Raw genomic sequence first — 23,128 nt, 5'->3', positions numbered from 1 at the left:
GTTCTGGAAGCGGGGTCAGGTCGCAAGCAGCGCCAGCACCTCGCGGGCAAAGATGCGGTGGCCCTCGCTGGCCAGGTGCATGCCGTCGGGCAAGAGCGCGTCAAGGTGCTGCGCTTGCCAGACCAGGCGGTCCATGTCCAGAAGCATCGCGCCATGGCGCGCCGCCGCCTGCATCTTGCGGATGTTGTAATCGGCGAAGTTCAGGTTGACCCCCGGGGTCGCCGGCCAGAACCGCGCCGGCGGCAGGATGGTGGTGGCCAGGATCACCCGCCGCGCGCCGCGCCGCGCCAGCATGGTCAGGATCGTGTCCAGATTGGCCGAGAACCGCTCGGGCGGGACATAATGGCGCGCCGGCAGGTCCAGCAGGATGGCGCGGCGATGGCGCTGCGCAAAGCCGACCACGCGCTTGGACAGGTCCTCGGGCAGCAGGTCCAGCGCCAGGCGTTCGTTTTCCAGAAACATCCGGTTGGCGCAGTCGTTCAGCCCGACCTGGATCACGATGTCGGCGCCCTCGCCGCCCAGGCCCGGATCGGCCGTCAGCTCGTCCAGCACATTGTCGGATGTGTAGTAGCGCTGGCAGATGCTGGTGATCGCCCGATCCTCGAGAGCGTCGGCGATAAGCTCGGGATAGACCCGGTCCTCGAGCGGTTTGGCCAGCAGCCCGACCGGACGCGGCAGCCCCAGGGACGAGCCGAAGATCACCAGCCCGCGACCGCTTGGCCGGCGCGCGGCGATGGCCTTGCGGTGGCGCTCGCGCTCGGCGTGATAGGCGCGCTCATTGGCGGCGGCGATCCGGGCGATCACTGCCTTGCCGGGCAGATCCACCACCAGCGCCCGGGCAAGGGCAAAGGCCCGAACGCCCGAACGCGGGTTGCCCTCGGCCATCAGGGCCTCGGCCCGGTCCATCGCGTCGGCGATCTGCGCGGCCTTCCCGGCCTCAAGCTTGCCTGCCATGCGCCCCCCTTGCGTTACCTGTTCAGTCTCCGGCCCGCCAGCAACCGCCGGTCCGGATCACCTCGTAGATAGGCATGTTGCGCGCCTGTTCATCAAGGCTTGGCAGCAACCCGGCATCCTCGCCCCGCAGAAAGGCGCGGATCTGGCGCAACAGCCCGGGCTTGGCGGCCTGGTCCTCGGTCAGGTCCAGATCCTCGGGTTCCTCGGCAAAGCCCGCATGGGACTGCACGCGCAGCTGTTCCAGCGGCTGCATGATCAACCGCCGCTCGGGGGTCATCACCTCAAGCCCCCAGCGCCCCGGCGCGGCCCAGTTCGCGTGCCAGGTCATCAGCGCACCGCTTTCCCCCACGGCGCTGCCGGAAAAGACGCTGGCCGCCGGATGCCAGCCGACCAGCCCCGCCCCCGCGACCTGCGCCTCGAGCCGCGCGGGCAGGCCGAAGAAATGCAGCGCCAGATCCAGCACATGCGAGGAGTTGCCATAGATCCAGGTGTCCAGTTCCCGCTGCGGCTTGGCCAAGGTGGCGATGCGCCGCGCCGGTTCGGAAAAGTCGAACTTGACCGACAAGACGCCGCCGTCCTCGGCGATGATCTGGCGCGCGCGCAGGGCCGAGGCCATGAAGCGGCGGTTGTAGCCCAGATACACCTTGGCGCCGCTGGCCCGCACCGCGGCCTGCAGCCGGTCCATTTCCGCCAGATCCAGCGCGCCGGGCTTTTCGACCAGCAGGCACCGCACGCCCGCCGCGACCAGTTCCGCCGTCACCTCGGCCAGATGCATGGCGTTCACCGCGACGATGGCGGCCTCGGGCATCTGCCCTTGCAGGCGCGCCAGCTGCGCCGCAAGCGGGCCGGTGCCCGGCATCACCCGGGTTGCGCCGTGATAGTCGCGCGCCGAGGCCTCGCCCCGGCCCATGACGATCGCCTCGATGCCGAGATGGCCCAGCGCGCGGGCGTATTCCAGCGCCATCTTGCCGGCGCCGACCAGAAGGATGCGTTCCCCGGCCATGCTGATCCCCTTTCCTGCTGTTTCAGCTGACCGGAACGGCCTGCCCGGCCGCCAGGCCGAAATGCTGCCGCAGGCACGCCAGAAAGGCGCGGTGCTGGCGGATACTGTCGGCCAGCGGCGTCAACGCGCAGCGCCCGGCCAGCGCATCGGCATAGATTTCCGGCGTCTGCGACACGAACCGGGTCTGAAACGGCTCGGTCGTGCCGTCGGGGCCGGTCAGTCTGCCCTGCGCCTCGTCGATATGCCAGCGCGCACCCTCTGCGGTGGTGGCGCTGATCGCCAGCGCGGGCGGCTCGCGGTCGGCGCAGGTGACGCGGAGCGCGGCGCCGTTTTCCAGCCGCGCCGCCAGCGTGCCGTGGATTTCCTGGAACCCCTCGCGTTTCGAGGGCTGCCCCCCCGGCAGCAGGCCCCTGGCATCAACCCCGGTCAGCGGGCTGGTGTTCAGATATTCCAGCAGGTCAAGGAAATGCACCGCGTTCGAGCCAAGGCCGAACTGCGCCCCCTCGGCCAGGACCGACAGCGGCGCCTGATCCGCCAGCCGCGTGCGCAGCGCCTGATAGCCGGGGAAATAGCGGCGCGGGCAGTTTACATGCGCGACGACACCCGCCGCGGCCAGATCGGCGGCGATGGCGTCCAGTTCCGCCCCGGTCTGGGCCAGCACCTTTTCAAGGATCACCGCGCGCGGCGCGGCGCGGCCCGTGGTCAGCGCGCGCACGATGCCCGCGCGCGGTGGCGCCGAGGTGGCGACCACCGCCAGATCGGCGCCGCCCTGTTCGGGCAGGCTGTCGCGCAGCGTGACGCGATGCGGGACGGCGCGCGGCAGCGCCAGTTCGGCATTGACGCGCGGATGCAGCGCCAGGGCCGGCTCGATCACGGTGATCTCCGCGGGCCCGGACATGGCCAGCATCGCCTGCAGATGGCGAAAGCCGATATTGCCGCAGCCGATCAGCCAGATGCGCTTCATGCGATGCTCTCCTGTGAGGCGGCGCGGCGCGGGGGCGGGCCGTTCGGCCGGTCCTGGTCGGAATCGGCGCGAAACAGTCGCAGCCCGTCCGCTCCGGATGCGCCGTCGAAGCGTTTCCAGGCCAGCGCGATATTGATGTTTCTCGCCTCGAACGGCGCGAAGTAATTGGGCAGCACCAGCCCCGCGCACCAGTCCGGGCTGGCAAAGCCGCCGGCGCGCAGGTCGTCGACCGGCAGTCCGCAGGCCATGATGTCGATATATTCGGCATCCGCCGCCGCCAGGGCGGGGCGCAGCAGGGGGGCGGCCTCGCGCAGCCAGTCCGGGGCGCCGATCATGTCGACGATGCGCAGGATGCGCGCGCCCTCGGCCTCGACCGCGCGCCAGACCAGCAGGGTCTCGGCCCGGCCGTCGCGCACCACCAGCTGCAGCTGATAATCATACCAGGGGTGGTCGGCAAAGCGTTGGCGCAGATAGGCGGCGGATTTCCGCGGGCAGCCGCCGGCGGTCAACGCCACCAGCGCTCCGGCGTCGTGCGCGGGGTCGAGCGGGCGCAGTTTCAGCGCCGTCCTGGCCGGACCGGCGTCGAAGTCGGCCTCCGCCACGCCCTGCGCCAGCCGGGTGCGGCCCCGCGCCCCGGGGTTCAGCACCGCTGCCTGCGCCAGCCGGTCCAGCCGGTAGCCGAGCGCCCGGTAGATCGGCCCCACCATGTCGGAAATGCCGATGGCGCCGATCAGGCGCGGCTTCAGCTGGCTCTGGATCGCCTTCAGCAGCCGCAGCCCCAGACCCGGCGGCGCCAGATCCTCGCGCACCTTCCACAGGGCCAGCATGATGTCAGCGTCGCCCAGCGCCGGATCGAACCGACCCATGGGGATGAAGCCCAGCACGCCCAGCACCGTGGCGCTGCCATCTGCGGCCAGATCCTCGGCCAGCATCATGTTGATGCGGCCGTCGGCCTGCAGGTATTGCCAGTCAAAGACCTCGGGCGCGGTGACGAAGACATGCCGCGCCGCCCAATGGTCGCGGATGAAGGCGATCAGTGCCGCGCGGTCGCCCGCCTCGGCCAGCCGGGTGCGGATCAGCCCCATCAGGCGGTGCTTCCGCCATCGACGGTGATCACCGAACCGGTGGCCATCGACGCCTCGGGCGACAGCAGATAGGCGACGGCGCCGGCGACATCCTCGGGGCGCGGCAGGCCCAAGGGCGCGCGCCGCCGGATCGAGCCCAGCTTGTCGCCCTGCAACCCGGCGGTCATGTCGGTTTCCATATAGCCCGGCGCCACGCAATTCACGGTGATCCGCGCCCGCCCCAGCTCGCGCGAGAGCGAGCGGGTAAAGCCCTCGAGTCCGGCCTTGGTCGCGGCATAGACCGACAGCCCGTTGAACCCGGTCGAGGCGATGATCGACGAGATATTGACGATGCGCCCCTCGCCGCGGGTCAGCATGCTGCGGCAGGCGTATTTCGTCAGCAGGATCGGCGATTCCAGATTGACGCGCAGCGCCCGGGCGATTTCCGAGGCGTGCTGCGTCGCCAGAAGGCCGTCAAGCCCCAGCGCCGCATTGTTGACCAGCCCGTAAAGCGGGCCGATTTCGCGGGTGATGCCCTGCACCAGCGCCGGGATGCCCTCAAGCTCGGCCAGATCGAAGGGGCGGAAGGCCAGGCGCGCGGGCTGAGTTTCGGCCAGCGCCTGAAACCCTTCCGAGGGCGAGCGGCCGATGGCGATGACCTTGTAGCCGGGATCGGCAAGCAGCCGGGCGCAGATCGCCAGCCCAAGGCCGCGCGTCGCGCCGGTGACGATGACGTTCTTCATTCCTTGCCTCTTGTCAGCTTGCCGGCGGCATTGGTCTCGAAACTGTCGACCATGCGGATCAGCGCCGGCACCTGATGACGCGCCAGCCGCCCGGCCAGAAAGGATTTCAGCTCTGCCTGCAGCGCCTTGGGATCGCTGATCCCCGCCGCGGGCAGGATGTCGGCGGCGACCAGCGCGCCGACGATGGGATTGCGTCGCCCATAGACGCGCGCCATCCCGACCCCGGGATGGGCTAGGATCGCGGCCTCGACCTCTTCGGGATGCACCTTGTCGCCGCCGACATTGATCACGCCATTGCTGCGGCCTTGAAACAGCACGCGCCCGCCCACGACACGCACCGCATCGCCGGTATCGACCCAGCCGCCCTGTGCCAGCGCGCCCTGCCCGCCCAGATAGTCCGGCCCCACCAGATCGTTGCGGATGAACAGCCGCCCCTCGGTCACGCGCAGGCCGATGCCCTGCGGCGGCGCGTCCAGATAGGTCCCGGGGAATCCCGCGCGTCCGTCGGTGACGGAAAATCCCACCCCGGCCTCGGTCGAGGCGAAGACATGGCTGATGCGCGCCGCGGGCCAGCGCCGCGCCAGCGCCGCCAGCACGGCATCATCGGCGATCTCGCCCCCCAGCGTGATCTGGGCCAGCGCCAGAGCCTCGCTGCCGGGGGTCATCAGCATCTTGCGCCACAGCGTCGGCGTCGCGGACAGATGCGTGACCCCGGCGCGGACCAGGAAGGCCAGCCGCGCCTCCAGCGGCAGGCTGACCGCGGGCAGCGCCAGCGCCGCGCCCGACAACAGGCCCTGCAGCAGCACCTGCAGCCCGGCAAAGCGCGAATAGTCGTAAAGCAGGCCCCAGACCTGGCCGCGGCCGCGGTCCTGGTCGCGGCGGGTGGTGCGGGTCAGGCTTTCCAGCCCATGCGCGACCAGTTTCGGCTGCCCGGTGGTGCCCGAGGTGGTCATCACCCAGTCGCTGCGCGCGATGTCGCGCCGGGGCAGCGCCAGCCCGGCCAGGGTCGCGGCATCGGCCAGCACCGGCAGATCCGTGCCCAGGTCTGCGCGCTCCGACAGGATCGCATCCGCCCCGGCCTGCGCCGCCAGCACGGTCACATCTTCGGCATCCAGCGCGGGCGAGGACAGCACCAGCGCCCCGGCCAGCCCGTCCAGCGCCGCAAGCGCCAGCACCGCAGCCATCGGATCGGCCAGGTTCAGAAACAGCCGCGCGCCCCGGAGCCCGGCCAGCGCCTCGCGCAATGCCCCGGCGCGGGCGGTCAGCTCGCCATAGCTCAGCCGCGCATCTTCCGTCGCCAGCGCCAGCCGCGCCGGATCGGCAAGCCGAAGATGCCCAAGCAGGGTCATGCCGGCTGGTGCGCCGCGTAGAAATCGACGAAGTCGCGGAAAGTCGCGGGATAATAGGCCTCGGTCGCCAGGCTGAAGGGATCGTAGCCCAGATCTTCCTCGAGCCGGGTGACGAGGATGGCGAAGCCCAGCGAATCCAGCCCGGTGTCCAGCAGCACCGTGGCATCGGCCAGCGCCGGCGCCGGCGCGCCCTCGTGCTGGGACGAAAACACCTCGGCGAATACCTGCCGGATGCGGGCCTCAAGTGCCGTCTGTGCCATCTGAACCATTCCAATTTCCGCGTGAAACCTGACCCGCGGCGCTAGCATGGTGCCGGGGCAAGGTCAATGTCGCAGCCCGCGCTGCAAGGACCGAGGTCACTGGAATCCGCGCCCGAGACTGTGTAGCAGGCTGCATGAGTGAATCGCAGCATTGAGACAGGCCTTACCTTGGACGCATCGCATCGCCGCATGATCCCGCTCGCCGTCCCGAACCTTCTTGGCCGCGAGGACGAACTGCTGGCGGAATGCATCCGCTCGACCTTCGTATCCTCGGTCGGGCCTTTCGTGGACCGGTTCGAATCCGGGATCGCCGCGCTGTCGGGCAGCGCGCGCGCGGCGGTACTGTGTTCGGGCACGGTGGCGCTGCAGATGGCGCTCGAGGGGCTGGGCATCGGCCGGGGCGACCTGGTCATGCTGCCCGCGCTGACCTTCATCGCTACGCCGAACGCGGTCAGCCACAGCGGCGCCCGTCCCTGGCTGGTCGATGTGCGGACCGGCGACTGGATGCTGAACCTCGATCTGTGCCGGCACCTGATCCTGAGCGAGACCACCGCAGGCGCCGACGGGCTGCGTCGTCACAACACCACGGGCGAGGTGCTGCGCGCCATCATGCCGGTCATGGTCATGGGTGCGGTGGCCGATCTGGACGGCGCCGTGGCGCTGGCAGACGACTTCGGCCTGAAGGTGGTGGTCGATGCCGCCGCCGCCATCGGCACCACAATGGCCGACGGGCGGCCCCTGGCCGCGACCGGCGTCGATGCCGTCTGTTATTCCTTCAACGGCAACAAGACCGTGACCACCGGCGGCGGCGGTGCGGTGGCCGCAGCGAATGAGGCGCTGATCGCGCGCATCCGCCACCTGTCCTCGACCGGGCGGGTGGGGGCGAATTACGACCATGACGTGATCGCCTACAATTTCCGCATGACCAATGTGCAGGCGGCGCTGGGCGTGGCGCAGCTGGAACGGCTGGACGCCTTCCTGGCTCGCAAGCAGCAGATCCGCGACGCCTATGCGGCATTCGCCGCAGAGCATGCCGATCTGGCCCCCTTCCCCGAGGCGCCCCATGGCCGCAACGGCCACTGGTTCTCGGGGTTCCATTACACCGGCGCCGACGAAACGCGCCCCGACGCATTCCGCGCCTTCATGCGCGATCAGGGCGTGGACCTGCGCCCGTTCTGGAAGCCGATCCACCTGCAGGCACCCTATCGCGACGCGCTGGCCTCACCCATGCCGGTGGCGGACGGGCTGTGGCGGCGCATCTTCCCGCTGCCCTGCTCGACGCATCTGGAGGCGGCAGATCTGGCGCATGTGCTGGCCGCCGCCGCCCGCTTCTGGACCCCGGCCCATGGCTGAGGCCCGCCCCACAGGCCGGGCGCGGCGCATCGCCGTGGTTACGGTCGGGCGCTCGGATTTCTCGATCCTGCAGCCGCTGTGCCAGCTTCTGCAGGCGGCACCGGATTTCCAGTTGCAGCTTTGGGTCGGCGGCGCGCATTTCGACCCGGCCAGCGGCCGCACCGCAACCGACATCGAGGCCACGGGCCTGCCCATCGCCGCCCGCATCGAGGCCCCCGTCCATGACAGCAGCCCCGCCGGGGTCGGCGCCGTCATGGCGGCGCAGCTGGCGGGCTTTGCCGCCGCGGCCGGCGGGGCCATCGCTGCGGGCCGGCGCCCCGATCTGGTGCTGGTGCTGGGCGACCGCTATGAGGCCATCGCCGCGGGCCTTGCCATGGTGCCCTTCGGCCTGCCCATCGCGCATGTCTCGGGCGGCTCGATCACCGAGGGCGCCATGGACGACATGTTCCGCCACGCGCTGAGCAAGCTGGCGGCCCTGCATTTCTGCGACCTGCCGGAATTCGCCCGCCGCATCCAGCAGATGGGCGAGGAGGGCTGGCGCATCTTCGTCACCGGCGCATTGGGGCTGGACGGCATCCTGGCACGGCCGGTGCCGGATTTCGCCGCGATGGCCGCGCATTTCGGCCTTGCTGGCCTGCGCCCGGGCTATGTGCTGGCGACGCTGCACCCCGAGACCGTGGCCCAGGACCGCACGCCGGCCATGGCGCGCGCGATGATCGCGGCGCTTGCGGCCTCGGGCCGGCAGGTGGTCCATACCTATCCCAATGCCGACCCCGGCGCCGAGACGATCATCGCCGCAATCGAGGATGCGGCCCTGCGCATCCCCGGGCATCATGTCGTGCGCAACTTCGGCCTGCGCTGGTTCTATGGCGCCATGGCCCATGCCGGCATGGTGGTGGGCAACTCCTCCTCGGGGATCTACGAGGCGGCAAGCTTTGCCCTGCCGGTGGTCGACATCGGCGACCGGCAGAAGGGCCGCTTTCACGGCGCGAATGTCATCCATTGCGGCGACAGCACCGCCGAGATCGCCGCCGCCATCACCCGCGCCGCAGCCCTGCGCCCGCGGCTGGCGGGCATGACCAACCCCTATGGCGACGGCCGGGGCGCGGAGCGGCTGATCGCGGCGCTGCGCGGGCTTGACTGGGCGCGGCTTGCGGCGCCCAAGCGTTTCGCCAGTTTCGACCCCTCGTTCCAGGGGCAAAGGACCGAACCCGCATGCAACTGACCCGCTATTCCGCCAAGGACCTGGCCGATGCGCTGATCCGGCCCGACTATTCCCTGCGCCGCACGATGGAGGCGATGAGCCGCGCCGGGCTGCGCTTTGTCCCGGTGGTCGATTACGACGGGCGCATGATCGGCGCCGTGGCCGATGGCGACCTGCGTCGCTACATCACCGCCGGCGGCCGGCTGGAGGATCCCGTCTGCCTGGCCGCGAACCGCAACCCCACGGTGATCAGCGAACACATGCCGCCACCGGCGGTACGCTCGCTGATGATGCGACGCGGCGTCGATGCGCTGCCCGAATTGCGCGACGGCCGCTTCGAGGCGTTGCATGTGCTGTGGATCGCGCCCTCGCCGGCGGAAATGACCGTGGTACTGATGGCGGGCGGGCTGGGCACGCGGCTGTCGCCCTTGACCGACGACTGCCCCAAGCCGCTGCTGCGCATGGGTACCAAGCCGATCCTGACCCATATCATCGAGCATCTGCGCGACCAGGGTATCCGCCGCTTCATCCTGTCGGTGAACTACCTGGCCGAGATGCTGGTGTCGCATTACGGCGATGGCAGCGCGCATGATGTCTATATCGACTATGTGCACGAGACCACGCGCATGGGCACCGGCGGCGCGCTGGGCCTGATCGACCCCAAGGCGCTGTCGGACAATTTCATGGTCTGCAACGGCGATCTGCTGAACGACGTGAACGTGGCCGAGCTGCTGGCCACGCATCAGGCTGGCGGCTGGCAGGCGACGATGGTGGTGCGCGAACACAGCCACACCATCCCCTACGGTGTGGTGAACCGCTCGGAGGGTGGGGATTTTCTGGGTGCCGAGGAAAAGCCCACCATGCATTACTGCATCAATGCCGGCATCTACATGCTGTCGCGCCGCGTGCTCGAGGTGGTGCCGCAAGGCGTGTTCTACGATCTGCCGACGCTGTTTGCCGACCTGCCGCGCCATGGCATGCGCGCCGGCACCTATGCCCATGCCGGGCGCTGGATCGACATCGGCAATATCGGTGATTTCAACCGCGCCCGCAGCATCTACGAAGGCAGGACCGAATGAGCATCCCCCCCGATCTGACCCTTGACCGCCTGTCCGCGCGCATCGTCGGGCGTAGGGAAAGCTTCTTTGCCGGGGACCTGCGCGCGGCCGCGGCGGAACTGGCGGAGCACATCGCCGGATCGCGCATCCTGGTCATCGGCGGCGCGGGCTCCATCGGTTTCCAGACCCTGCGCATGGTGGCGCATTTCGCACCCCGCGCGCTGCATGTCGTCGATCACAACGAAAACGGGCTGGCGGAACTGGTGCGCGCGCTACGCTCGGCCTCCGAACCGCTGCGGGTGGGGGAATTGCTGACCATGCCCATCGACTATGGCGGCGATGCGTTCCGGCTGTGGCTGGCGGCGCAGGACCAGCCCTATGACCATGTGCTGAACTTCGCGGCGCTCAAGCATGTGCGCTCGGAAAAGGACCCCTATTCGATCCTCGCCATGCTGGACACCAACGTGCTGAAACTGGCGCGGCTGTCGCAGCAGCTGGCCGGGCGCGCCGGGCTGAAGCGGCTGTTCTGCGTCTCGACCGACAAGGCGGCGAACCCGTCCTCGATGATGGGGGCGACCAAGCGGCTGATGGAACATGCGATGTTTTCCGACACGCTGGACTGGCCGCAGGGGCTGGCGATCACCTCGGCGCGCTTTGCCAATGTGGCGCTGTCGAACGGCTCGCTGTTGCAAAGCTGGCAGAACCGCCTGGCGCTGCGCCAGCCCATGGCCTGCCCCGAGGGCTGCCGGCGCTTTTTCGTCGCCCTGCCGGAATCGGGGCATCTGTGCACGCTGGCCGGGCTTCTGGGCGAGCCGGGCAACATCATGGTCCCGGCGCTTGCGCCCGAGGACCACCTGATGCTTTTGCAGGACGTGGCCGGCTGGTTCCTCGAGGCGCAGGGGCTGGCCCCGCATTTCACCCGCGACGAGGCCGAGGCCCTGGCCCGGGTCGAGGAGCTGGCGGCAGCGGGCCGCTGGCCGGTGCTGCTGACGCCTTTGGATACCGCGGGCGAGAAACCCTATGAGGAATTCGTCGGCGCCAATGAAAGCCTGCACCCGACGCGCTTTGCCGCGTTGAACCGCGTGCCCTACCTGCCCCCGGCAGATCCCGCCAGCTTCCCGGCGCTGTTGCGCGATCTTGACGCGCTGATGGGTTCGGACGGCGCCCAGCCGCTGACCATCGCCGCGCTGAAATCGGCGATCTCGCGCGTCGAGGAAGGTTTCGCCCGCACGCATGTGGTCAGCGACAAGTCGCTGGACCAGCGCATCTAGGACCAGCCCATGACCCGGACCTTCATCATTGCCGAAATCGGCGTCAACCACAACGGCTCGCCGGATCTGGCGCGCCGCCTGATCGACGCCGCGGTGGCGGCGCGGGCCGATGCCGTCAAGTTCCAGACCTTCCGCGCCGAGGATCTGGTGACGCCGGACGCGCGCAAGGCCGCCTATCAGGTCGCGAATACCGGCGACGGCGGCAGCCAGTTCGACATGCTGAAGGCGCTGGAACTGACCGAGGCGCAGTTCGCCGACCTCGCCGCCTATTGTGACCGGGCGGGCATCCAGTTCCTCTCGACCCCGTTCAGCGAAGCGGCGGCGGATCTGCTGGAGCGCGTGGGCGTTGACGCCTACAAGATCGGCTCGGGCGATCTGACGCATCTGCCGCTGCTGGCCCATGTCGCGGCAAAGGGCAAGCCGATCATCCTGTCGACCGGCATGGGCACGCTGGCCGAGGTCGAATCGGCGCTGGCCAGCATCGCCGCGGCCGGGAACCCGCCGGTGTCGCTTTTGCATTGCGTGTCGAACTATCCGGCCGCGGTCGAGGATTGCAACCTGGCCGCGATGGAGACGATGGCCCGCGCCTTTGGCCGCCCGGTGGGCTGGTCCGACCATAGCGAGGGGGCGGCGATTTCCTGGGCCGCGGTGGCACGCGGCGCCACGATCATCGAAAAGCACATCACGCTGGATTGCGACCTGCCCGGCCCCGACCATCGCGCCTCGATGGAGCCGGCGGATTTCGCCGGTTTCGTCGCCGGCATCCGCGCCATCGAAGCCGCCATCGGCAATGGCATCAAGGCGCCGACCGCAGCCGAGCTGAAGACCGCCGAAGTCGCCCGCCGCTCGCTGGTGGCGGCGCGCGACCTGCCGGCCGGCCATGTGCTGACGGCCGCCGACATCCGCATCATGCGCCCCGGCCACGGGTTGAAGCCGCGCATGCTGCCCATGGTCGCGGGCCTGCGGTTGGTGCGCAATGTCGCGGCCTTTCAGCCCTTCGCGCTGGCGGATTTCCACGGCGACGCCCCATGACGGCCGAGGCACCCCTGATCGTGGTCGGCGGCGGCGGCCATGCCGCGGTGGTGGCCGAGGCGGCGCGGCTGGCCGGGCGGACCGTCGCCGGCCACATCGCCCCGGCGCCGGGCGCGGCCGGGCCGCTGGGCCCCTGGCTGGGCGCAGATGCGGCGATCCCCGATCTGCTGGCGCAGGGATATGCCCTGGTGCCCGGCATAGGCTTTGTCGATGCCGCGGGCGCGGCACGGCGCGCAATGCTGCTGGCGCGGCTGCCGGCGCAGGCGCTGACCAGCGTCGTCCATCCGCGCGCGATGCCTGCGCCCTCGGCCCGGATCGGCGCCGGCAGCTTTCTGGCCGCGGGCGCGATCCTGGGCACCGGCAGCCGCATCGGCCCGGGCGCGATCCTGAACAGCGGCGCCGTGGTCGACCATGATTGCGATCTGGGCGAAAATTGCCATGTCGCAACCGGCGCCAGGCTGGCGGGCGGCGTCAGCCTGGGCAATGACGTGCTGATCGGCGCCGGCGCCACCATCCGGCAGGGCATCCGCATCGGCGCCGGCGCCGTGGTCGGTGCGGGCGCCGTGGTGCTGCGCGACGTGGCGCCCGGCGCCACCGTCACAGGCGTCCCCGCCCGCCCGCAGAAGGCCGCGCCATGATCAGGCATTTCCTGATCGTCGGCCTTGGCTCGATCGGCCGGCGCCACATGACGAACCTTGCCGCGCGCCACCCCGGCGCCCGCTTTACCGTGCTGCGCCACCAGGAGCGCCCCGATCCCTTGTGCGCGCAACTGGCGGCGCAAGTCACCAGCGACCGCGACGCGGCGCTGGCGGGGGACTATGACCTGGCGGTGATCGCATCGCCCTCGGCCAACCATATCGACACGCTGCCCGGGCTGATCGCGCGCGCCACGCCCTTGTTGGTGGAAAAGCCGGTGGTGACCAGCGGTGCGGATTGCGACCGCATTGCGGCACTGCTGGCCCAGGCGCCGCCGGCGCTGCGGGTCGCGGGCTTCAACTTCCGGCATCTGCCGGTGCTGCAGCAGATGCGCCGCATCATCCGCGCCGGCGAACTGGGCCGCATCGTGCGCGCCAGCTTTGCCGCCGGGCAATGGCTGCCCGACTGGCGGCCGGGCACCGACCATCTGGCCGGCTATTCCGCCGATGCCGCGCGCGGCGGCGGGGTCGAACTGGACCTCGTGCATGAGATCGACCTCGCGCGCTGGTTCTTTGGCGAGATGGAGCTGCAATTCGCCCTCGGCGGCAGGCTGAGCAGCCTTGGCCTGCGCGCGAACGATGTCTCGGCCATGGTGATGACCGGGCGGAAGGGCGCGCCAATCGTGCAGGTGGCGCTGGACTATGTCTCGCGCCGGCGGCTGCGCCATTACGAGGTGGTGGGCGATCTGGGCGGGCTGTGCTGGGACATTTCCGGCACATTGGACCGCATCACGCCCACGGGCCGCGAGACGCTGCTGGCGGTCCCCGGCGGTTTCGACGTGGCGGCCAGCTATGTCGCCATGCTGGACGCCATTGCCGCGGTGCAGGCCGGCGGCGACTGGCCCGAGGGGCTGCAGACACTGGCGGACGGGGTGGCCAGCACGCGCCTGGCCCTTGCCGCCCGCGACCGGGGAAGCAAACAGGAAAGCCCATGACCACGATCTGTTCGATCTGCGCCCGCGGCGGCTCGCAAGGCGTGCCGCGCAAGAACATCCGCCCGCTGCTGGGCAAGCCGCTGATCGTGCACACGATCGAACAGGCGCTGGCCTGCGGCGCCATCGACCGGGTCTTTGTCTCGACCGACGACGCGGAAATCGCCGCCGTGGCCCGCGCCGCCGGGGCCGAGGTGCCCTTCCTGCGCCCGGCGGAGCTGGCGACCGCGAGCGCGCCCAAGATCCCGGTGATCGAACATCTGGTCGAACAGGTCGAGGCGATGGGCGTCGCGGTCGGGCGCATCATCGACCTTGACCCGACCTCGCCCCTGCGCGAGGTGGCCGACATTGCGGCAGCGGCGGCGCTGCTGGACGTGGATACCGATTGCGTCATCACCGGCTATCCCGCCGACAAAAACCCCTATTTCAACATGGTCGAGCAGGACGCGGCCGGCAATGTCGGCCTGGTCAAGCGGCTGGCGGCGGGCGTGACCTCGCGCCAGGCGGCACCAAGGGTCTGGTCGATGAACGCCTCGATCTATGTCTGGCACCGCCACACGCTGCGCGCCGGGCTGTGGAACGGGCGCACCCGGCTTTACGAGATGCCGCGCGAGCGGTCGGTGGACATCGACTGCGAGATCGACTTTCGCCTGGTCGAGATGTTGATGGCCGAGGCGCAGGACAGAAAGGCAGGACAATGAACGGCAAGGTCGCGGTATTGACCGGCGGCGGCGGCATCCTGGGCCGCGCCATGACGGAACGGCTGTCGCGCGACGGCTGGCAGGTGGCGGTGGTGGACCGCGACGCGGATCTGGCCGGGCGCGCGGCCAGCCTGGCCGTGGCCCCCGGCGGCGCCCGCGCCTATGGCTGCGACATCGCCGACAGGGCGGCGCTGGCCGATCTGCACGCCCGCATCCGCGCCGAGATGGGCGAGGTCGCGGCGCTGGTCTGCAACGCCGCCACGAAAAGTGACAATTTCTTTGCGCGCTTCGAGGAATTCCCGCTCAAGGACTGGAATTACGTCCTGTCGGTGAACCTGACCGCGCCGATGCTCTGCGCGCAGGAATTCGGCCCCTCCATGGCGGCGCGCAAGGGCGGCGCCATCGTCAACACGCTGTCGATCTATGGCATCGTCGCCCCCGACCAGCGCATCTATGAAGGCTCGCTTTACGAGGGTCGCGCGATCAACACGCCGGCGATCTATTCGGCCTCCAAGGCCGGGCTCTGGGGGCTGACGAAATACCTTGCCAGCTATTGGGGGGCGCAGGGGCTGCGGGTGAACGCGGTGACGCCCGGCGGCGTGTTCAGCGGCCAGAACGACACATTCGTGCAGAAATACAGCGCCCGCACCATGATGGGCCGCATGGCCGAGCCGCATGAGATTGCCGATGCCGTGGCCTATCTTGTCTCTGATCGCGCGAGCTATGTCACCGGCCAGAACCTGGTCGTCGATGGCGGGCTGACCGCCTGGTAGCGCGCCGAAATGTGGCCATCTGGCGCGGCACCCGTGATCGGGCCCCGCGCCGGGGCGATCACAACCCGACCGCGGGACTTGCGCCGGCCATGGCAAAATTGCCGGCCATGGGCGCCGCGCCGGCGCCGCCGGTGATCAGCACCCACCAGATCTTGCCCGATGGCTCCTGATACCAGCCCATGCCGAATTCGCTGGCCCGCGGGTCCATGATCACGTCGCGGGTGTCGCGGGTCTGCATCCAGGCATTCAGCGTCGCCATCTCGTTTTCATAGGTCTCGGAGATGTTTTCGCCGATCAGATGGCCCATGTAGCCGCTGCGCCGCACCCGATCGAGCGGCGACGAGCCGTCCGAGCCGAAATGCCAGGCCCGGTTCTGCGCCGCCATGTCGCGGGCATGCGCCTTGGCGGCGGCGTCCAGCGCCGGGTTCTGCATCAGGGCCGGGGCAGCGACATTGGCGCGCAGCGCATTGATCTGGCCCGCCACCCGGACCGGGATCTGCGCCTCTTCGCGCGGGGTGATCTTGTAGGCCACCGGCAGCGGCTGGCCATCGGGGCCGAGCTGCTGCTGCGGCTTCTGGCAGGCCGCAAGCGCCAGCACCGAAACAAGCGCCAGAGTTGAGAGTTTCAGCATATGTCCTGTCCCCAAGGATGTTTTGCGTCAGCCATACAAATTCGGGCAGCCTGCTTCAAACCCAAGATTGCGTGAGCGCCACAGGCTGCGGCGCTGTTGCGACAATGACGCTTGTTTGAATTGCATGGCGGCGGTTGCGGGCCTAAAGCCATGATCAGCATTTCAACTTCTTTCATTCGGGCAGAGAAGGCCGCGCCAAGCGGCCCGTCACATCTGAGGAGCGACACATGATCACGCCGAAGCATCCGGTCTCGCGCCGGACATTCCTGGCCGCATCGGCGGCGATGGGGGCGGCGGGGCTTGCGGCCCCGGCCATGGCGCAGGGCATCGACCCCTATACCGGCCAGCCGCTGCAGGGCTCGGCGGCGGGCGGGGCCACGCCGGACGCGGGCGTGGTGCAATATGATGCGGCGCAGGATTCGCGGCGCAACATCTCGAGCTTTCACATGCAGGACTGGCAGCCCTATTTCAGCGACCTGACCAATGGCGCCATCCTGGTGGACCTGACCTCGCGCGCGCTGCATTTCTGGTCCGAGGACCAGTCGGTCTACAAGCTGTTCCCGACTTCGGTGCCAGTCAGCCCGGAACTGACGCGCACCGGCCGCACCGAGATCATCAAGAAGGTCGTCGGCCCCAGCTGGTCCCCCACCCCCGAGATGAAGAAGCGCAACCCCGAATGGCCGGATTTCGTGCCCCCGGGGCCGGACAACCCGCTGGGCACGCATGCGCTGTGGCTGAGCTGGCAGTATTACCGCATCCACGGCACGCATGACACGCGCAAGATCGGCCGCAAGTCCTCGAACGGCTGCATCGGTCTTTACAACGAGCATATCGTGCAGCTCTACGACCTGACCAAGATCGGCACGCAGGTGCTGCTGATCTGACGCCACAGGGCCGGGGCGCTGCCGGACGGCGCTCGAAATGCCTCGCATTTGAGCCGTCGGCTGGAAAATGGCGACGGGTTCCGCAATCCTTGTGGCACGGATCACAAGGGATCGATTCATGTCAGGCCGTGGCGGCAGCGCCCCCATCATCATCAAGCGCGTGCGTGGCGGCACCGGGGCCGGCCACCACGGCGGCGCCTGGAAGGTCGCCTATGCCGATTTCGTGACCGCCATGATGGCGTTCTTTCTGCTGATGTGGCTGTTGAACGCGACCACGGAAAAGCAGCGCCAGGGGCTGGCGGATTACTTCAACCCCACGATCCTGCAACAGACCGGCAGCGGCCAGTCCGGACCCTTCGGCGGCGAGATCCAGGACGCGCAGACCAATTCCGGCAAGGGCGCCGGCGCCTCGCGCGACACGCTGGCCACCCAGGCGCGCGAGGGGCGCGAATCGGGCTTTGACGCCATGGCGCGCCACATCCAGAACCAGCTGACCGGCAGCGGCGCCGAATCCATGCAGAAGGTCAATCTGCTGCGCCATGTCGTGACCCGGATGACCGACGAGGGTCTGGTGATCGAGCTGACCGATCTGACGGACGAGCCGCTGTTCGTCGGCAACAGCGCCCAGCCCACGCAGGTGGCGAAGGAACTGGCGGCGATCCTGACCAGCGTGCTTGGCCGCGTCAGGAACGAGCTTGCGCTGGCCGGCCATGTGCGTGCCTATCCCGAAATGCTGCTGCATTCACCGGTCTGGGCGCTGTCGGACGCGCGCGCCCATACGCTGCGCAACCTGCTGGAGGGCGCGGGCCTTGAGCAGGCGCGCATCCAGCGCGTCACCGCCTATGGCGACCGACGCAACCGCTCGGTCAATCCCATGGATCCGAACAACAACAGGATCGAGGTGATCCTGCTGCGGTAGCCGCAGGGCCGGCCGCCGTTAGGGGCATCTTAACCTGCGGCTGGCAGTCTGCGTTCCAGAACGACTCACGAAAGGTGGCAACAGAATGTCGATTTCTTCCGCCCTGAGCGCAGGCGTCTCGGGCCTGGCGGCCAACTCGACCCGGCTGTCCAATATCTCGGACAATATCGCCAACTCCGGGACCTATGGCTACAAGCGCGTGGACACCTCCTTCGAAAGCATGGTGATCAACCAGTCGCGGGGCGGCGGCATGTATACGGCGGGTGGCGTGCGCGCCAGCACCGGCCGCAACATCGACGAGCGCGGCAGTCTGGTCAGCACCTCGCATCCGCTGGACATCGCGATTTCTGGCCGCGGCATGCTGCCGGTGATCGACAGCACGGCGGTCGGGTCGGACGGCGGCAATGCGCGAAGCCTGATGATGACCAGGACCGGGGCCTTCCGCCCCGACAGCCAGGGCATCCTGCGCACCGACTCGGGTCTTGTCCTGATGGGCTGGCCGGCGAACAGCGATGGCAGCATTCCCAATCAGCCCCGCGACTCCGTCACCGGGCTGCGCCCCATCGTCATCAACTCGGGCCAGACCGCGGCCGATCCGACGACGCGCATCAACATGGCGGTCAACCTGCCTGCCGGCGATGCCATTGGCGGCGCCAGCGGCGATACTCGGGAAATGGAGGTCGAATATTTCGGCAATCTCGGCAATTCCGAGCGGATGACGTTCTCCTTCACCCCGGATGTTTCGGGCGCGGCGGGCACGCGTTCCAACCGCTGGACGATGGAGATCCGTGATTCGGCGATCATCGACAACCCCGGCACCGCGGCGGATGAAGCGCTGATCGGCAGCTATACGCTGGAATTCGACGACAGCGCGGCGGCGGGCGGCACGCTGTCGGGGGTCACCCCCATCGGCGGCGGCGCCTATGATCCGGCGACCGGCGCCGTGACCGTCGCCGCAGCGGGCGGTCCGATGAGCATCGAACTGGGCCGTCTCGGAGACAGCCGGGGCATGACGCAGCTGAGCGCCGGCTTCTCTCCGGCCAATGTCAGCAAGAACGGCTCGCCGGTCGGCAACCTGACCGGGCTCGAGATCGACGAGAACGGCATGCTGACGGCCTCGTATGACACGGGCTTCACCCGCACACTTTATCAGATTCCGATCGTCGACGTGCCCAATGTGAACGGCCTGATGGCGATGGACAACCAGACCTACCGGATCTCGGCGGAATCGGGTGCCTTCTATCTGTGGGATGCGGGCGACGGACCCGTCGGCAGCATGGCGGGCTATGCGCGCGAAGCCTCGACGACCGATGTCGCGGCCGAACTGACCGACCTGATCCAGACCCAGCGCGCCTATACCTCGAATGCCAAGGTCATCCAGACCGTCGACGAGATGCTGCAGGAAACCACGAACCTCAAGCGCTGATCCCGAGCCGCGGGCGGCGCCTCGCCCGGGCAAGAGCCAACGGAAGGTCTCACATGAGCATCTCATCCGCAATCTCGAACGCCGTCACCGGGCTGAATGCCGCCTCGCGCGGCGCTGAGAATGTCTCCACCAATATCGCCAACGCACTGACCCCCGGCTACGCAAGACGAGAGGTCGATCTCGCCCCGCGCAGTTCCGGACAGGCCGGGGGAGTCCAGATCACCGGCATCCGCCGGCTGATCGACACCGCGCTTCTCGGCGACAGCCGGTTGGCGCAAGCCAGCGCTGGCGCGTCCGGTGCGATCGCGTCCTTCCATGCCGCCATGGAACAGGCTTTCGGCACGGCCGGCAGCAGTTCCTCGCTCGGCAGCAATCTGACGCAGTTCTCGGCGGCAGTCAGCGCGGCCGCCGCCAGACCAGACAGCGAGACCCGCCTGACGGCGGTTCTGGACACGGCCACCGACCTGGCGGAAAGGATCAACGACATCGCAACCGCCATCCAAGCCGAGCGCAGCAAGGCGGAACAGGCCATCGAAAGCGATGTCGCGCAGCTGAACCGCGCGCTTGCCCAGGTTGCCGACCTGAACGGCCAGATCGTCTCGCTCAAGGCGCAGGGCAAGGACCCTTCGTCGCTGATGGATGCGCGCCAGGCCGCAATCGACGCGGTGGCGCAGATCCTGCCGATCAGGGAGGTCGCGCGCGAGAACGACCGCGTGGCGCTGTTCACCACCGAAGGTTCGGTGTTGCTTGATGGAACCACGCCGGCAAGGCTGGGGTTCGACAGCACAGCGCAAGTCAGCGCGGACATGTCCCTGGCAGGTGGGCAGCTCAATGCATTGACCCTCAACGGAAAACCGCTTTCCGGCGTTCAGATGCAGATGCTCTCGGGTGGCAGGCTGGGGGCAGGCTTCGAGATCCGGGACCGGGTCGCGCCGCAATATCAGCAACAGATCGACGCCTTCGCGAGGGAGCTTCACGACCGCCTTGCCAGCCCCTCGGTCGATGCGTCGCTGCCGGCTGGCAGTCCCGGTCTGTTCACGGATGCCCAGAGCATCCTCAACCCGGCGAACGAGACCGGCTTTGCCAGCCGGATCGCGGTCACTGCGACGGTCGATCCCGACTCGGGCGGGGCTTTGTGGCGGATCCGCGCCGGCCTGAACGCGCCTGATGCCGGCAGCGTCGGGGAGAGTTCACTGCTGCTTCGCATCGATGCCGCACTTGCCGCATCGCAGGCACCCGGATCAGCAACCTTTCCCCCGGCAAAAAGGAACCTGGCGGCACTCGCGTCGGAACTGGCGTCAGGCGCAGCCTCGAACCGCCTCCGCTCGGCCGCGGATGCGCTGCAGGACAGCACCCATCACAATGGCCTCAAATCGGCACTGCTCGCCGATGGCGTCGATACCGACAGGGAGATGGAGGGGCTGCTTGCACTCGAACGCGCGTATTCGGCCAATGCCAAGGTCTTTCAGACCGCCAATGACATGCTCGATACCATCCTGAGGTGGACATGATGTCTCTCGTTTCGGTCAGTGACCTTTCCCGCAACCATCGCCTGAGGCTGGACCAGAGCGCCTTGAAAAACCGACTCGAGCGATTGACCACCGAGGTCACAAGCGGGGTGAAATCGGACATTGCTGCCGCACTTGGTGGCGATCTCTCGCAGATTTCCCATATCGAGTCGCGGCTGACGCTGCTGACAACCTATCGCCAGAATGCGTCTGAGGCCGAAGCCTTTCTGGACAGCATGCAGACCGTCCTCGAGGGCATGCAAACCAGCGCCGACGAACTTGGACCCAGCCTGCTGAGCGAGGCGAGCACCGCCTCGGACGACAGTCTGCGGATACGCGCTGACGAGGTCGCGCAGCGCCTGCGTTCGCTGATCAATGCTATCAATACCGACACTGGCGGCCGTTACCACTTCTCCGGCAGCCGGACGGATACGCCACCGCTGCAAGGCTTTGACAGTGTGCTTGCCAACCTGAACACCGCCGTTGCCGGTGCGACCACGTCGAATGACATCATCGACAGAATCGACGACTGGTTTGACGCACCCGTGGGCGGCGGCGGCTTCGCCGACCTCGCCTATCAGGGTGATTCCGCCAGTACGCCGGAAAGCCCTGTCTCCCCGGACCGACAGGTCAGCACCGTGCTTGCCGCGACCGCCCCGGAACTGCGCGAGACCCTCAAGGGCATGGCCATCATGGCGTTCGCCGCACAGTCCGGATCCTCGATGGGGACGAGCACCTTGAGAGACATGTTCTCTGCGGCGGGATCCCGCCTCGCGACGGGCAGCAGGGACCTGACAGCCCTTCGCGCCGGTCTCGGCCAGCGTCAGGCGGCAGTCTCTCAGGCTCAGACCCGCAACGCCGCCGAAACATCGACGCTGTCGATCGCCAGAACGACATTGACCAGCGCCGACCCGTTCGAAACCGCGACGGCCCTGCAAGAGGTCGAGATCCGGATCCAGAGTCTTTATGCCATTACTGCCCGGCTGTCGCGTCTGAGCCTCATGGATTATCTCTCATGAGATTCTGGGTTCGGATCTTTCTGCTTCTCTGCCTGCCCAATCTGGTCATGGCCGCACCCGTCCGGATCAAAGACCTGGCCAATGTCGATGGCGTCCGCGGAAACGATCTGGTCGGCTACGGGCTGGTGGTCGGGTTGAATGGATCTGGCGACAGCATCCGCAACTCTCCCTTCACCGAAGAGATCATGGCTGGACTTCTGGAGCGCCTCGGCGTGAACGTAACCGACGAATCCGTCCGGCCCAAGAACGTCGCAGCCGTCATCGTGACCGCGACCCTTCCGCCATTTGCCCGGGCCGGCTCGCAGATAAGCGTGAATGTTGCAGCGATCGGGGATGCCAAAAGCCTTCTCGGCGGCACTCTTGTCATGACCCCACTAAATGCGGCTGACGGAGAAATCTATGCGGTGGCGCAGGGCTCCATCCTGGCCGGCGGCGCTGAGGCATCGGGTGCAGCCGCCTCGGTCGTGCAGGGTGTCCCGACGACAGGAACCATTCCATCCGGCGCGCGGATCGAACGAGAGGTCGCGTTCGACTTTTCACAGATGACCAGCCTGCGGCTGGCCCTCAGGACGCCAGATTTCACCACCGCGGCCAGGATCGAGGCCGCGATAAATCGCAATCTGGGCAGAATCGCCGAACTGACGGATGCAGGGACAGTTTCGATCGACACCTCTGCGCTGGGTCAGGTGAACCCCGCAAGGCTGATCGGGCAAATCGAAAACATCACTGTCGAGCCCGAATCCGCGGCCCGCGTCGTGATTGACCACAAGTCGGGCACTATCGTCATGGGCGAGAATGTTCGCATCTCGCGTGTCGCGGTTTCTCAGGGGAATCTGACGCTGCGCGTGCGGGAGGCTCCAGTTGTTTCGCAGCCGAACCCGTTCTCACCAGGAAGCACGGTGGTTGTCCCGCGTAGCCAGGCCGAAATCACCCAAGAGCCGGGTATCGGCTTTGCCGAAGTGTCGGGCGAATCATCGCTTTCCGAGGTAATCGCCGGCCTGAACGCGCTTGGAATTCGGCCACGCGATATGATCGACGTTCTCAAAGCAATTCATGCGTCTGGGGCCCTGCATGCCGAGTTCATCGTGAACTAGCAGGCTGCTGAAGAAGTCTGCGGCCTGGTACAATTTCCCTTCGCGATGACTGTCGGCGTTCGGCGCCTGGCCCTGCAACACCGGAGGGATTCTTGCCTGACCCGGCCCTCCACTTCAGGCTGCCAGCAGCCGGGGCAGTCTGGTGACCTGCCCCCCAGAATCTGGACCATTCAAAGGGAGGGTTTGTTCTCGTAACGTTTAATTCGACGAGGAGAGGGGCTATGGCTGAAAATGGGTGATGGGGCCTGAGAAGGCGGCGTATCGTGGCGGGTGTCGAAGCCTGCCAGAACC

Annotated in this window: 23 protein-coding genes; 15 read left to right on the top strand and 8 right to left on the bottom strand. The window is 68.1% G+C overall.

Annotated features, from left to right (window positions below):
- Nucleotides 1-15: 15 nt before the first annotated feature.
- From WMK75_RS11795 to WMK75_RS11765, 7 genes are read right to left on the bottom strand one after another with little or no spacing between them, the layout of a single operon-like run.
- On the bottom strand, nt 16-954 hold the full coding sequence (locus WMK75_RS11795) for an SGNH/GDSL hydrolase family protein (RefSeq protein ID WP_347267871.1): 939 nt from the start codon (nt 952-954) through the stop codon (nt 16-18).
- A gap of 22 nt (nt 955-976) precedes the next feature.
- Nucleotides 977-1,957, bottom strand: coding sequence for a Gfo/Idh/MocA family oxidoreductase (locus tag WMK75_RS11790; RefSeq protein ID WP_347267870.1), 981 nt, complete (start codon nt 1,955-1,957; stop codon nt 977-979).
- Between the two features lie 22 nt (nt 1,958-1,979).
- Nucleotides 1,980-2,921, bottom strand: a complete 942-nt coding sequence (locus WMK75_RS11785) for a hypothetical protein (RefSeq protein ID WP_347267869.1) — start codon at nt 2,919-2,921, stop codon at nt 1,980-1,982.
- Complete coding sequence (locus tag WMK75_RS11780) at nt 2,918-4,006, bottom strand: hypothetical protein (protein ID WP_347267868.1); 1,089 nt, start codon at nt 4,004-4,006, stop codon at nt 2,918-2,920. Before WMK75_RS11780 ends, WMK75_RS11785 begins: the two co-directional genes overlap by 4 nt.
- Entirely contained in the window at nt 4,006-4,728 is a 723-nt protein-coding gene (locus tag WMK75_RS11775; RefSeq protein ID WP_347267867.1) for an SDR family oxidoreductase, read from the bottom strand. The genes WMK75_RS11780 and WMK75_RS11775 overlap by 1 nt, the downstream gene beginning before the upstream one ends.
- Complete coding sequence (locus tag WMK75_RS11770; protein WP_347267866.1) at nt 4,725-6,077, bottom strand: AMP-binding protein; 1,353 nt, start codon at nt 6,075-6,077, stop codon at nt 4,725-4,727. The genes WMK75_RS11775 and WMK75_RS11770 overlap by 4 nt, the downstream gene beginning before the upstream one ends.
- Nucleotides 6,074-6,337 carry an acyl carrier protein gene (locus tag WMK75_RS11765; RefSeq protein ID WP_347267865.1) on the bottom strand — a complete coding sequence of 88 codons (264 nt, stop codon included), beginning with the start codon at nt 6,335-6,337 and terminating at the stop codon, nt 6,074-6,076. The genes WMK75_RS11770 and WMK75_RS11765 overlap by 4 nt, the downstream gene beginning before the upstream one ends.
- 189 nt (nt 6,338-6,526) lie before the next feature.
- Between WMK75_RS11765 and WMK75_RS11760 the strand changes: the two genes are divergently transcribed.
- Genes WMK75_RS11760 through WMK75_RS11720 form a run of 9 tightly spaced genes read left to right on the top strand, consistent with a single transcriptional unit; the run spans nt 6,527 to nt 15,356 of the window.
- A complete protein-coding gene (locus WMK75_RS11760; protein WP_347267864.1) occupies nt 6,527-7,690 on the top strand; it encodes a DegT/DnrJ/EryC1/StrS family aminotransferase in 1,164 nt (387 codons plus the stop codon).
- Complete coding sequence (gene neuC / locus WMK75_RS11755; RefSeq protein WP_347267863.1) at nt 7,683-8,915, top strand: UDP-N-acetylglucosamine 2-epimerase; 1,233 nt, start codon at nt 7,683-7,685, stop codon at nt 8,913-8,915. The genes WMK75_RS11760 and neuC overlap by 8 nt, the downstream gene beginning before the upstream one ends.
- The gene (locus tag WMK75_RS11750; RefSeq protein ID WP_347267862.1) at nt 8,906-9,973 is read left to right on the top strand and encodes a nucleotidyltransferase family protein; all 1,068 of its coding nucleotides are present in this window, start codon (nt 8,906-8,908) and stop codon (nt 9,971-9,973) included. The genes neuC and WMK75_RS11750 overlap by 10 nt, the downstream gene beginning before the upstream one ends.
- Nucleotides 9,970-11,223 carry a polysaccharide biosynthesis protein gene (locus WMK75_RS11745; RefSeq protein WP_347267861.1) on the top strand — a complete coding sequence of 418 codons (1,254 nt, stop codon included), beginning with the start codon at nt 9,970-9,972 and terminating at the stop codon, nt 11,221-11,223. The genes WMK75_RS11750 and WMK75_RS11745 overlap by 4 nt, the downstream gene beginning before the upstream one ends.
- 9 nt (nt 11,224-11,232) lie before the next feature.
- On the top strand, nt 11,233-12,255 hold the full coding sequence (gene neuB / locus WMK75_RS11740; protein WP_347267860.1) for an N-acetylneuraminate synthase: 1,023 nt from the start codon (nt 11,233-11,235) through the stop codon (nt 12,253-12,255).
- Complete coding sequence (locus WMK75_RS11735) at nt 12,252-12,893, top strand: NeuD/PglB/VioB family sugar acetyltransferase (RefSeq protein ID WP_347267859.1); 642 nt, start codon at nt 12,252-12,254, stop codon at nt 12,891-12,893. The genes neuB and WMK75_RS11735 overlap by 4 nt, the downstream gene beginning before the upstream one ends.
- Nucleotides 12,890-13,885, top strand: a complete 996-nt coding sequence (locus WMK75_RS11730) for a Gfo/Idh/MocA family oxidoreductase (protein WP_347267858.1) — start codon at nt 12,890-12,892, stop codon at nt 13,883-13,885. Before WMK75_RS11735 ends, WMK75_RS11730 begins: the two co-directional genes overlap by 4 nt.
- Complete coding sequence (locus WMK75_RS11725) at nt 13,882-14,583, top strand: acylneuraminate cytidylyltransferase family protein (protein ID WP_347267857.1); 702 nt, start codon at nt 13,882-13,884, stop codon at nt 14,581-14,583. The genes WMK75_RS11730 and WMK75_RS11725 overlap by 4 nt, the downstream gene beginning before the upstream one ends.
- Entirely contained in the window at nt 14,580-15,356 is a 777-nt protein-coding gene (locus WMK75_RS11720) for an SDR family oxidoreductase (RefSeq protein ID WP_347267856.1), read from the top strand. Before WMK75_RS11725 ends, WMK75_RS11720 begins: the two co-directional genes overlap by 4 nt.
- A gap of 58 nt (nt 15,357-15,414) precedes the next feature.
- Here WMK75_RS11720 and WMK75_RS11715 read toward each other — a convergent pair whose 3' ends face one another.
- A complete protein-coding gene (locus tag WMK75_RS11715) occupies nt 15,415-15,987 on the bottom strand; it encodes a CAP domain-containing protein (protein ID WP_347267855.1) in 573 nt (190 codons plus the stop codon).
- Between the two features lie 227 nt (nt 15,988-16,214).
- On the opposite strand from WMK75_RS11715, the gene WMK75_RS11710 reads away from it, so the two are divergent.
- The 6 genes from WMK75_RS11710 (at nt 16,215) to WMK75_RS11685 (ending at nt 22,837) form a co-directional block, all read left to right on the top strand.
- Nucleotides 16,215-16,871, top strand: coding sequence for a L,D-transpeptidase (locus tag WMK75_RS11710; RefSeq protein WP_347267854.1), 657 nt, complete (start codon nt 16,215-16,217; stop codon nt 16,869-16,871).
- 118 nt (nt 16,872-16,989) lie between these two features.
- On the top strand, nt 16,990-17,790 hold the full coding sequence (locus WMK75_RS11705; protein ID WP_347267853.1) for a flagellar motor protein MotB: 801 nt from the start codon (nt 16,990-16,992) through the stop codon (nt 17,788-17,790).
- An 85-nt stretch (nt 17,791-17,875) separates the two neighbouring features.
- Nucleotides 17,876-19,216 carry a flagellar hook protein FlgE gene (locus tag WMK75_RS11700; RefSeq protein ID WP_347267852.1) on the top strand — a complete coding sequence of 447 codons (1,341 nt, stop codon included), beginning with the start codon at nt 17,876-17,878 and terminating at the stop codon, nt 19,214-19,216.
- A 53-nt stretch (nt 19,217-19,269) separates the two neighbouring features.
- Complete coding sequence (flgK, locus tag WMK75_RS11695; RefSeq protein ID WP_347267851.1) at nt 19,270-20,727, top strand: flagellar hook-associated protein FlgK; 1,458 nt, start codon at nt 19,270-19,272, stop codon at nt 20,725-20,727.
- The gene (locus WMK75_RS11690; protein WP_347267850.1) at nt 20,727-21,743 is read left to right on the top strand and encodes a flagellin; all 1,017 of its coding nucleotides are present in this window, start codon (nt 20,727-20,729) and stop codon (nt 21,741-21,743) included. Before flgK ends, WMK75_RS11690 begins: the two co-directional genes overlap by 1 nt.
- Nucleotides 21,740-22,837: a flagellar basal body P-ring protein FlgI gene (locus WMK75_RS11685; RefSeq protein WP_347267849.1), complete on the top strand. Its 1,098-nt coding sequence runs from the start codon at nt 21,740-21,742 to the stop codon at nt 22,835-22,837. The genes WMK75_RS11690 and WMK75_RS11685 overlap by 4 nt, the downstream gene beginning before the upstream one ends.
- The last annotated feature ends 291 nt before the right edge of the window (nt 22,838-23,128 follow it).

The sequence above is a fragment of the Paracoccus sp. (in: a-proteobacteria) genome (assembly GCF_039808215.1).
Lineage (GTDB): Bacteria > Pseudomonadota > Alphaproteobacteria > Rhodobacterales > Rhodobacteraceae > Paracoccus.
This window is presented reverse-complemented; position numbering and strand designations above follow the sequence as displayed.

Bases quoted from the DNA above. Each gene is read 5' to 3' on its own strand.
- WMK75_RS11795 (WP_347267871.1), bottom strand. From the start codon at position 954: ATGGCAGGCAAGCTTGAGGCCGGGAAGGCCGCGCAGATCGCCGACGCG.
- WMK75_RS11790 (WP_347267870.1), bottom strand. From the start codon at position 1,957: ATGGCCGGGGAACGCATCCTTCTGGTCGGCGCCGGCAAGATGGCGCTG.
- WMK75_RS11785 (WP_347267869.1), bottom strand. From the start codon at position 2,921: ATGAAGCGCATCTGGCTGATCGGCTGCGGCAATATCGGCTTTCGCCAT.
- WMK75_RS11780 (WP_347267868.1), bottom strand. From the start codon at position 4,006: ATGGGGCTGATCCGCACCCGGCTGGCCGAGGCGGGCGACCGCGCGGCA.
- WMK75_RS11775 (WP_347267867.1), bottom strand. From the start codon at position 4,728: ATGAAGAACGTCATCGTCACCGGCGCGACGCGCGGCCTTGGGCTGGCG.
- WMK75_RS11770 (WP_347267866.1), bottom strand. From the start codon at position 6,077: ATGACCCTGCTTGGGCATCTTCGGCTTGCCGATCCGGCGCGGCTGGCG.
- WMK75_RS11765 (WP_347267865.1), bottom strand. From the start codon at position 6,337: ATGGCACAGACGGCACTTGAGGCCCGCATCCGGCAGGTATTCGCCGAG.
- WMK75_RS11760 (WP_347267864.1), top strand. From the start codon at position 6,527: ATGATCCCGCTCGCCGTCCCGAACCTTCTTGGCCGCGAGGACGAACTG.
- neuC (WP_347267863.1), top strand. From the start codon at position 7,683: ATGGCTGAGGCCCGCCCCACAGGCCGGGCGCGGCGCATCGCCGTGGTT.
- WMK75_RS11750 (WP_347267862.1), top strand. From the start codon at position 8,906: ATGCAACTGACCCGCTATTCCGCCAAGGACCTGGCCGATGCGCTGATC.
- WMK75_RS11745 (WP_347267861.1), top strand. From the start codon at position 9,970: ATGAGCATCCCCCCCGATCTGACCCTTGACCGCCTGTCCGCGCGCATC.
- neuB (WP_347267860.1), top strand. From the start codon at position 11,233: ATGACCCGGACCTTCATCATTGCCGAAATCGGCGTCAACCACAACGGC.
- WMK75_RS11735 (WP_347267859.1), top strand. From the start codon at position 12,252: ATGACGGCCGAGGCACCCCTGATCGTGGTCGGCGGCGGCGGCCATGCC.
- WMK75_RS11730 (WP_347267858.1), top strand. From the start codon at position 12,890: ATGATCAGGCATTTCCTGATCGTCGGCCTTGGCTCGATCGGCCGGCGC.
- WMK75_RS11725 (WP_347267857.1), top strand. From the start codon at position 13,882: ATGACCACGATCTGTTCGATCTGCGCCCGCGGCGGCTCGCAAGGCGTG.
- WMK75_RS11720 (WP_347267856.1), top strand. From the start codon at position 14,580: ATGAACGGCAAGGTCGCGGTATTGACCGGCGGCGGCGGCATCCTGGGC.
- WMK75_RS11715 (WP_347267855.1), bottom strand. From the start codon at position 15,987: ATGCTGAAACTCTCAACTCTGGCGCTTGTTTCGGTGCTGGCGCTTGCG.
- WMK75_RS11710 (WP_347267854.1), top strand. From the start codon at position 16,215: ATGATCACGCCGAAGCATCCGGTCTCGCGCCGGACATTCCTGGCCGCA.
- WMK75_RS11705 (WP_347267853.1), top strand. From the start codon at position 16,990: ATGTCAGGCCGTGGCGGCAGCGCCCCCATCATCATCAAGCGCGTGCGT.
- WMK75_RS11700 (WP_347267852.1), top strand. From the start codon at position 17,876: ATGTCGATTTCTTCCGCCCTGAGCGCAGGCGTCTCGGGCCTGGCGGCC.
- flgK (WP_347267851.1), top strand. From the start codon at position 19,270: ATGAGCATCTCATCCGCAATCTCGAACGCCGTCACCGGGCTGAATGCC.
- WMK75_RS11690 (WP_347267850.1), top strand. From the start codon at position 20,727: ATGTCTCTCGTTTCGGTCAGTGACCTTTCCCGCAACCATCGCCTGAGG.
- WMK75_RS11685 (WP_347267849.1), top strand. From the start codon at position 21,740: ATGAGATTCTGGGTTCGGATCTTTCTGCTTCTCTGCCTGCCCAATCTG.